At 64.2% G+C, this 7390-nt stretch carries 8 protein-coding genes; 5 read left to right on the top strand and 3 right to left on the bottom strand.

Annotated elements, in window-relative coordinates; all coding sequences use genetic code 11:
- Both PF446_RS05160 and PF446_RS05155 read left to right on the top strand, forming a co-directional pair.
- Positions 1-661: FAD-dependent oxidoreductase (locus PF446_RS05160; protein ID WP_298070177.1), on the top strand; the 661-nt coding region annotated here is incomplete at its 5' end.
- A 141-nt stretch (positions 662-802) separates the two neighbouring features.
- Positions 803-1294, top strand: coding sequence for a DUF3617 family protein (locus PF446_RS05155; RefSeq protein WP_298070176.1), 492 nt, complete (start codon positions 803-805; stop codon positions 1292-1294).
- Between the two features lie 473 nt (positions 1295-1767).
- Here PF446_RS05155 and PF446_RS05150 read toward each other — a convergent pair whose 3' ends face one another.
- The 3 genes from PF446_RS05150 to PF446_RS05140 form a co-directional block, all read right to left on the bottom strand.
- Positions 1768-2406: a DedA family protein gene (locus PF446_RS05150; RefSeq protein ID WP_298070175.1), complete on the bottom strand. Its 639-nt coding sequence runs from the start codon at positions 2404-2406 to the stop codon at positions 1768-1770.
- An 88-nt stretch (positions 2407-2494) separates the two neighbouring features.
- Positions 2495-4225 (bottom strand): DNA primase, encoded by a 1731-nt coding sequence (gene dnaG, locus PF446_RS05145; RefSeq protein ID WP_298070174.1) that lies wholly within the window; start codon positions 4223-4225, stop codon positions 2495-2497.
- A gap of 7 nt (positions 4226-4232) precedes the next feature.
- Positions 4233-5210, bottom strand: coding sequence for a mitochondrial fission ELM1 family protein (locus PF446_RS05140; protein WP_298070178.1), 978 nt, complete (start codon positions 5208-5210; stop codon positions 4233-4235).
- A 175-nt stretch (positions 5211-5385) separates the two neighbouring features.
- Here PF446_RS05140 and PF446_RS05135 point away from each other — a divergent pair, with 175 nt between their 5' ends.
- The 3 genes from PF446_RS05135 to PF446_RS05125 all read left to right on the top strand — a co-directional run.
- Entirely contained in the window at positions 5386-5988 is a 603-nt protein-coding gene (locus tag PF446_RS05135) for a YceI family protein (RefSeq protein WP_298070173.1), read from the top strand.
- 128 nt (positions 5989-6116) lie between these two features.
- Positions 6117-6326, top strand: a complete 210-nt coding sequence (locus PF446_RS05130) for a zinc-finger domain-containing protein (RefSeq protein WP_298070172.1) — start codon at positions 6117-6119, stop codon at positions 6324-6326.
- A 174-nt stretch (positions 6327-6500) separates the two neighbouring features.
- Positions 6501-7390: glycosyltransferase (locus PF446_RS05125; RefSeq protein WP_298070171.1), on the top strand; the 890-nt coding region annotated here is incomplete at its 3' end.

The following is a 7390-nucleotide window of genomic DNA, read 5'->3' as shown; positions in this document are numbered from 1 at the left end:
ACGGTTCAGCCAGGGCCTGTCGGATTTTCTCAACGAGTACTACCGCAAGCGCGGGGTGGACGTGCGCACCGGCATCAGGGTCAGCGGCGGCAAGGCCGACGATGATGGCGTGAAGCTGGAACTTTCCGACGGCAGTGTCCTGGAGGTGGATGCCGTTGTCGCAGGACTGGGCGTGCAGCCCAATACCGAGCTGGCCGAGCAGGCCGGCCTGGATGTGGACGACGGAATCGTGGTCGATGCGCGACTTCGCACCGCCGACCCGGCCATCTGGGCCGCCGGTGATGTGGCCAGCTATCCGTCGCTGGCCCTGGGCGGTCGCCGCCGCGTGGAGCACGAGAACGCCGCCATCAGCATGGGCCATCACGCCGGCAGCGGTATGGCTGGCGAAGATGCCGCATTCACCACCCAGCCGTTCTTCTACTCGGACCTGTTCGACCTCGGCTATGAAGCCGTCGGCGAACTTGACGCCAACCACCTGGAAGTGGTCGAACACTGGGCCGAGCAGTACAAGCGCGGGGTCACCTATTACATGGAAGGTGCCCGGGTACGCGGGGTCCTGCTATGGAACGTCTGGGGCCAGGTCGATGCCGCACGCGAACTCATTGCGGCGCCCGGCCCGTACGATGCCGATGCCTTGCGCAACCGGATTCCGATGGGGTGACCGCGAAATGGGTGCTGCCCGCAGCGCCTGGGGCGATGTGCGGGTGCGCGGCGACTCGTGGCATCATCACTCCGGAACCGTCCGCTGGATACCGATGCGGGCATGCATCGATCACGTCGATACGGGAGGGGGAACGTTGCCATGAACAAACGCCTGATTGCCCCGCTTGCCCTGGTTTTGCTTTCCGGTGCGCTCTGCGTGCGCGCTGACACCCCGCCTTTCGCGCACCTGCAGGGTGGCGAATGGTCCTACCATTCCGTGATCACCTTCACTTCCGGCGTCATGGTTGGCCGCACGGCGACCAATGGATGGAAAACCTGTGCCCGGGAAGGGCAGGCGGGCGAAGCTGCCATGAAACCGCACAGCGCCAGTGGCGATGCCTCCTGCAGCGTGCCCACGCGCAGTCATGACAAGGCCGGATATCGTACCGTCATGACCTGCACCTCCACGGCCCAAGGCATTCCCAGCACGATCAAGGAAGATTTCACCCTGAATCCGGGCAACGGTGGCAGGTCCTTCAAGGCCCACGGCACCGTCGAGCAGCGCATGGACGTACCAGGTATGTCCTCACGCACGACGCAAATGACCATCGACATCGACGGCCACCGCACGGGCACCTGTTCGGCGGATTGAGGTTGAGGTTGAGGTAGAGGAAGCCACCAGGCGTGTGTGTGTCGCCCCCGGGCCTGTGGACTTCCGGTCATGCGTCACGGAACGCCTGACCAGACCACTGCGTATGCCATTCGCGCAAGTCCCCCTGAAGGTGCCCATGATCGCGGCGAATCCGGCAGACCCGATGCCAATGGAGAAATCGAAAAAAAGTTTTGCTGATATCCATGCAGGATATCGCTCGGCGAAAGTCCGCATCCATCCAGGGCAACTTCTACCGACCGCGACATGGGCACCGCTTCAATGCCTGCAGGGGCCGCATCGGCACGGGATCTGAGAACTGGTGGAACGGAGCCGGCTTGGGCGCCGCAATGGAACGGGCCCTTGAAGGGCAGCCAGGACCTGCGGTTGGCGCAGGCCGTTGGCGCCGCGATGCGAAAAGGGGGCTGCAGCAGGACAAGGCCCACTTAACCGGAGCGGGCGTTGCTGTCGACGGGTCAGTCCGGTTCGTCCCCGGTTTCGTCGCGCGCCTGCTTGCGCTTGTGCCGCCGCCAGAAGAAGACGCCCACGCCAGCGAGGATCAGGCCCAGCGCGATCCACATGCCCGCCTGGCCACGGTGCAGCCACGTGAGCAGCCATTCACGGTTGTTGGCACCAAAGTAGCCCAGGTAGACCCAGATCGGCACGCTGATGAGGGCGGCGGAGCCGTCCAGCAGCAGGAAGCGACCGAACGAGACGCGATGGGTGAGTCCTGCAGTGACAAAGGCCGCCGTGCGCATACCGGGCAGAAAGCGTGCGGTGAACAGCATGCGGTTGCCGTAGCGCTCGAATTGCTCCTGCACGGCGCTGTAGCGGCTGGGTGTGAGCAGCCATTTGACAGGGCGCTTGTCCAGCAGGCGGACCCCGTAGTGATGACCTGCCAGGAACATGCCGGCATCGCCCAGCAGCACGCCGAACAAGGTCACTGCGAACATCACGTGGACGTTGGCGTACCCCAGGCCCGCGATCACCCCGCCGGCGACCAGGGTGAGGTCCTCTGGAATGGGTGCGCCCACGCCGCACACCAGCAGTGCCAGCAGCACGGCGACGTAGCCGTTTTCGGCAAAGTAGTTGATCAGGTGGGCGAAAAGATCCATCGATTCGAAGCAGCAGGCGTCCGGGCGTATCCAGAGCCGATCTTCCCATGGATCGACCTGTCGGCACAGGTGCTGGGCCGTGCCTCGTTCACGTAGCGGGAGTACCCCGGGACTTGGCGCTCAGCAGTTCGCGCAACTGGGCCTTGCCCTCGGCGTCCAGCGTGCCGTCGACCTGACGCACCTGCAGCGCGGCGATGCGCTGCAGGTCGACCTGACGCTGCATCTGGTCCAGTGCGCCAAGGAATTCGCTGCGCTGCATGGCGTCGTCGCCGACTGGTTCGGCCACGGCGAGTTTCTGCAGCGCCTCGGCCTCGGGGCGCTCGGTGAAGTGTTCCAGCAGGGCACCGGTGGTGATGCCAGGACGGGCGCGAGCAACCTCGATGAGTTCAAGCAGCAGCGTCACGCCGGGCTTGTCCAGCTCGGCGAAGGCGTAGGGTGGCTCCAGTTCTCCGGCCAGCTCAGGCCGGGCCAGCAGCAGGGCGATGGCGCTGCGTACCAGGGTGCGCCGCACGGCGCGTTGCTGCAGCGGTCGCGAGGCGGCAGGGGCAGGCGCGTTTTCGAAGCGTGTGTCGGTACCGGTGCGGTTTTTCAGCTCCTGCGCCATCAGGTCGCGAAAGGCGCCATCGGGCAGGCGCGCGACCAGTGGGCGGGCGCGTTCGGCCAGGCGCGCACGGCCATCCAGGGAGGTCAGGTCGATATCGTGGGAGAGCGTGTCGAAGAAGTATTCCGACAGCGGCGTGGCGCCTTTCAGTCGCGCCTCGAAGCCGGCCTTGCCTTCGCTCTGCACGATGGTGTCCGGGTCTTCGCCCTCGGGCAGGAACAGGAAGAAGGCCTGACGGCCGTCGCGCAATCGCGGCAGGGTGGCGTCCAGCGCCTTCCAGGCGGCATCGCGTCCGGCGCGGTCGCCATCAAAGCAGAACACCACGTCGGCGGCTGTGCGGAACAGACGCTCGGTGTGTTCGGGCGTGGTTGCGGTGCCGAGCGTGGCCACAGCGATCGGCAGGCCGGCCTGGTGCAGGGCGATGGCGTCCATATAGCCCTCCACCACCATCAGCCGATGGAGCGCACCGCTGACCTGCTTGCATTGCCACAGCGCGAACAGCTCTCGGCCCTTGTGGAACAGCGGGGTTTCCGGGGAGTTGAGATACTTGGGCGTGTCCTCCCCCATGGCGCGGCCACCGAAGGCGATCACGCGGCCGCGGCGGTCCTGGATGGGAAACATCAAGCGTCCACGAAAACGGTCGTAACGTTTGCCGCGCTCGCCGGTGGAAACCATGCCGGCCTGCTCCAGCACCTTGAGTTTTTCCGGCGTGTGGCCGACATGGCGGATCAGACCATCCCACTCGGCCGGAGCCCAGCCGATGCGAAAGGCTTCGAGGGTTTGCTCGGCAAGGCCGCGTTCGCGCGCGTAAGCCTGGGCCTGGGCGCTTGCATGGAACTGTTTCTGGTACCAGGTGGTGGCCGACTCCAGCAGTTGGTACAGACCGCTGCGATCCTCACGCGGGCGGTTGTCGACGCCTTCGTGCGGCACGCTCAGGCCGGCCGACTGCGCCAGCTCCTCGACAGCGTCGGGAAACTCCAGGCGTTCATAGTCCATCAGGAATTTGATCGCACTGCCGTGTGCGCCGCAGCCAAAGCAGTGATAGAACTGCTTTTGCGGACTGACATAGAAGGATGGCGTGCGCTCGTCATGGAAGGGGCAGCAGGCGGTCCACTCGCGGCCGGCCTTCTTCAGCGGCACGCGTCGCTCGACCACCTCGACGATGTCGATGCGGGTGAGGAGGTCGTCGATGAAACCGTCGGGAATGCGTCCGCGCATGGGACGCCTAGTGTACTGCGTTGCCGTGGCGCGGAGTCTCCAGCCGGGCGCGAACGGCGGCGGCCATGGCAGCGGTTTCGCGCAGGGGCTCGGCGGTTGTAGACGTCACCGTGTCCAGGTCATGCAGCAGACCGCGCTGGCGCAGGACCGCATGGAAATGCGCCAGCTTGTCCGGCAACGGCCCGGTGACCAGCGTGTGCACAGGTCGACCGCAGGCACTGGCTTCGGACAGCATGTTGACCGAATCCGGAGTGACCACCAGGCGGTCGGCCCAGCCGAGCACGCCAGGGTAAGGGTTGGCGCCGTCGGCCTCGCTGCCCCAGGCCATGCCTGGAAGGTCGACCAGGGCCGCCTTGAGGTTCGCAAAGACGTCCGGTGGTGTGCGACGCGAGGCCAGCAGCATCAGGCTGCCTCCTTCTCCTTGCTGACGGGCGCGCAGGCCTTCGGCAAGCTGCCGAACATAGTCGCTGTCGAGAGGGGCGCCGTGTCGCGTGCCGCCCAGCAGCACGCCAATCCGGGGCTGAGGCAGTGCGGCCAGGTGCGGCGAGGCCTCTCGACCAGCGGCCAGCCAGGACGCGTCGACCGGATGCAACGATCCCAGCGGGGTAAGCACATTGGGGCCGGAAAGATTGTCATGCTGCGGTGCAATGACCAGATCCCAGTGCTCCGGATTGATGCGCGGGTCGAGGATCTGCACGCTGCGGCAGTGGCCTGCCGACAGTGCGGGCAGCAGTCGGGTGAGCAAAGCGGCAGCACGCCCGCAACCGATGACAAGGTCGGGCCACGGCGGTGACAGTTGCGCGCGTTGCGCCGGGGCCACTGCAAGGCGTCCACCCAGTGTCAGTCGTGGCGCCAGCCACGACCATGGCGCTCGCAACGGCAGCACCATATTGCGCGCAGGAAGAGAAAGGGCCTGCGCCAGCGCCAATGCCTGGCGTTCGTTTCCGGCTGCGCCATCCGTGAGTACCCAGCAGGAACGCAACAGCGACCCTGCATCGCCTGAACGGGTTGTTTCGTTTTCCTGCACAGAGTGTTCTCGCTGGGGCTCTGGGAAAGTCGGGCATCCATCCCTACTTTATGAGCGTAGGACATTTGAGAGAGCAGGATGGGGCGAGATGCACCGCCTGCCCATACCCATTCGCTTCTCGGGAGTCAGTCGCATGCGTAGATTTCTTGCTACCACCCTTCTCGGCCTGCTGGTCGCCGCTCCGGTGATGGCCAAGCCAACCACCTACACTCTGGATCCAAATCACACCCAGGTGCGCGTGGTCTGGAATCACTTCGGCTTCTCCAATCCGGATGCCAATTTCACCAATATCACCGGCACCCTGGTGTTCGATCCGCAACATCCGTCTCAGGATCATGTACGCGTGAAGATACCGCTGTCGGGCATCGACACCCACGTGCCAGCACTGGACGAGCACCTCAAGGGACCGGATTTCTTCAACGTCGCCAAGTATCCCACGGCCACCTTCGACAGTACCAAAGTCGTTAAGGCGGGTGTCGGCATGCTGACCATCATTGGCAACCTCACGGTTCACGGCATCACCCACCAGGTGACGCTGCACGCCAAGGTGAACAAGATCGGCATGCAGCCGATGTGGCATGCCCAGGCAGCGGGTTTTGATGCCACGACCACGCTCAAGCGCAGCGATTTTGGCGTTGCCAAATATGCGCCGATGGTCAGCGATACGGTAAAGCTGCATATCACGGTGGAAGCCATCGAGGCGAAGGCCTACGCCAAGGCGACCCAACACAACTGATCCCGCGCGCCACGCTCCGCCGGCACCTGCGCCGGCGGAGAACTGCGCTAGTGAAGACTTGACGTGCTCCGACCGCACCAGCTGCGGTACCATTGCGTTCTTGATCCCGTAATCGTTGGAGTGCGTCCATGCAGCGTCCCGACCCAGCTGCGGCAAAGTTGATTCCGGCCAATGCCGAACATCGTTACAAAGTGACGCGCAGCGACCTGCCGCTGGCCTGTCCAATGCCGGGCATGTATCTGTGGAATTCGCATCCGCGGGTCTATTTGCCGATTGAGGAGGACGGCGGCGAGTCCGTATGTCCTTATTGCGCCGCGCAATATGTCCTGAGCGACTGAAAAACTGCGAAGCAATCGAGTAAAAAACCATTACTTCGGCATGTTTATTGCTTGCTTGGGGTTGTTGCAAGTCATTGCGTTCAGACCAGTACAGCCGTGTTCAACACCGCTCCAGAAGGTCGGTCATACATGCCAGATCGGGATGTTCCCGCAGCGCGGTTCTCGAATCGTCCGATGACCGTCGTCCAACTCATGCCTGCCATGCACACCGGTGGGGCGGAACGTTCTGCGCTCGAGATCGCGCGTGCATTGGTCGAAGCCGGTCATCAGTCGGTTGTCATTTCAGCAGGCGGGCGCCTGGTGCAGCGATTGGAAGCCGCCGGAAGCCGGCACATCACCCTCGATATCGGACGCAAATCCCTGCGCACGCTGGGCAAGCTCGGCGCCCTGCGCCGCATGCTTCACCAAATCCAGCCGGATGTGGTCCACGCGCGTTCACGCGTTCCGGCCTGGCTGGGTTATCTGGCACTGCGCGGCCTGCATCCCAGACCACGACTGGTGACCACGGTCCACGGTCTCAATTCGCCGGGCTTCTACAGCCGCATCATGTTGCGCGGTGATCGTGTGATCGCGGTCTCGCAGACCGTACGCGACTATGTCATCAAGCATTACCCGGATTTCGACCGATCGCACCTGGAGGTGATCCCGCGTGGGGTCGACGACGCCGAGTTTCCCTATGGCTACCGTCCGGAGGATGACTGGCGTGAACGTTTTTTCAGCCAGTATCCGCAGCTGGACGCTGCCGCTCTGCTCACGTTGCCCGGACGCGGCACACGTCTGAAGGGGCATCTGGACGCCATCGAACTTCTGGCCGGTCTGCACAGCCGCGGCATCCAGTCCCGCCTGCTGCTGCTCGGCGTGATCGAGCCGGGTCGTGAAGCCTACGTCCAGGAACTGCGGCAGCGTATTGACGCCTTGGGTCTGACCGACAAGGTGGTGTTGTCTCCGCCGCGCGACGACGTACGCGATATCTATGCGGTGTCCTCGCTGATTCTGCAGTTGTCGAACAAACCCGAGTCGTTCGGGCGAACCGTGATCGAGGCGCTCTCGCTGTGCCGTCCGGT

The sequence above is a fragment of the Oleiagrimonas sp. genome, from assembly GCF_027858935.1.
Classification (GTDB): domain Bacteria; phylum Pseudomonadota; class Gammaproteobacteria; order Xanthomonadales; family Rhodanobacteraceae; genus Oleiagrimonas.
Note: the sequence above shows the minus strand (reverse complement) of the source record. Positions and strands in the feature narration are given on the sequence as shown.